Source organism: Actinacidiphila sp. bgisy167, from assembly GCF_965342175.1.
Taxonomy (GTDB): domain Bacteria; phylum Actinomycetota; class Actinomycetes; order Streptomycetales; family Streptomycetaceae; genus Actinacidiphila.
The window spans coordinates 1-991 of the sequence record NZ_CBDRBL010000212.1; the positions used below are offsets into that span (position 1 = coordinate 1).

Annotated in this window: 1 protein-coding gene; it reads right to left on the reverse strand. The window is 65.9% G+C overall.

What is annotated here, in order from left to right; translation table 11 throughout:
* Nucleotides 1-22 precede the first annotated feature (22 nt).
* Complete coding sequence (locus ACRWND_RS30830) at nucleotides 23-874, reverse strand: IS5 family transposase (RefSeq protein WP_431955274.1); 852 nt, start codon at nucleotides 872-874, stop codon at nucleotides 23-25.
* Between the last annotated feature and the right edge of the window lie 117 nt (nucleotides 875-991).

Sequence of the window (991 nt, forward strand, 5' to 3'; positions counted from 1 at the left end):
CTTAGACCGACCGGCAAATGGATCACTTGAGGCGTCGGGTAGTGGGGCGGCCGTCCCAGCGATAGCGGTTCGTCGAGCGTCGGATAAGCATGCGGAGCGTGACGAATGCGGCGGCGAGGTAGAGGTAGAAGTCCACGACGCTGCCGTCCTTCTCGGTGCAGCGCCGCAGCTTGCCGTAGCCGTTCATCCACGAGTGCGACCGCTCGACCACCCACCGTTTGCCGGCCTGGATCGGTGCGGGCACGCCCTTGCGGGCGATCTCGCCGGTGAAGCCGAACTCGTTGAGCAGAGCACGGGTCTTGGCGCTGTCGTAGCCGCGGTCGAGGTTGATGTTCACTTGCTCAGGTAGTGCTCCTACCTGGGCTTTCGCTGCTTCGAGGGTGGGGCCGAGGAGCGGTGAGTCGTGCCGGTTTGCGCCTGCGGAGACGATCCCCAAAGGGACCCCGGCCGCATCCGAGGCCACTGATCGTTTCAGTCCCTGCTTGCCCCGGTCGACCGGGGAGCGTCCGGCTTTCTCGCCTCCCGAGGGAGCTTTCGTGATGCAGCCGTCCACGGAGATCTCGGCAAGTGAGAGGCCGATCATCTGGTCGTACGCCTGGAGCGCCAGCGCGTGGACCTGCTCTGATATGCCCATCTGCGACCAGAGCATGACGCGGCGTCGGATGGTGCGGTCGGAGCAGCCCGGACTGGCGATGCGCTCGTATCCGGTGCCGTGGACCAAGGCCTGCACGATGTGCTCGAAGACGATCCGGTCCGGGACCCGGCGTCGGTGACAGCCCAGCGGGTGGGTCGGCGCATACTCGTCGCGCGCCGGCAGCAGCGCGGCGAACTGGTCCCACAAGGGTTCGAGCAGGCAAGATGGCACAGCAGGCACGGGCCCTCCGGTGATCACTGAGCGTAGAGAACTCCATGATCACTCAGGCCCGTGCCTGTCTCGTAACGAGAGCGTCCAGTCGCCGGGCAGCAGCACACCATTTGCCGGTCGGTCTTA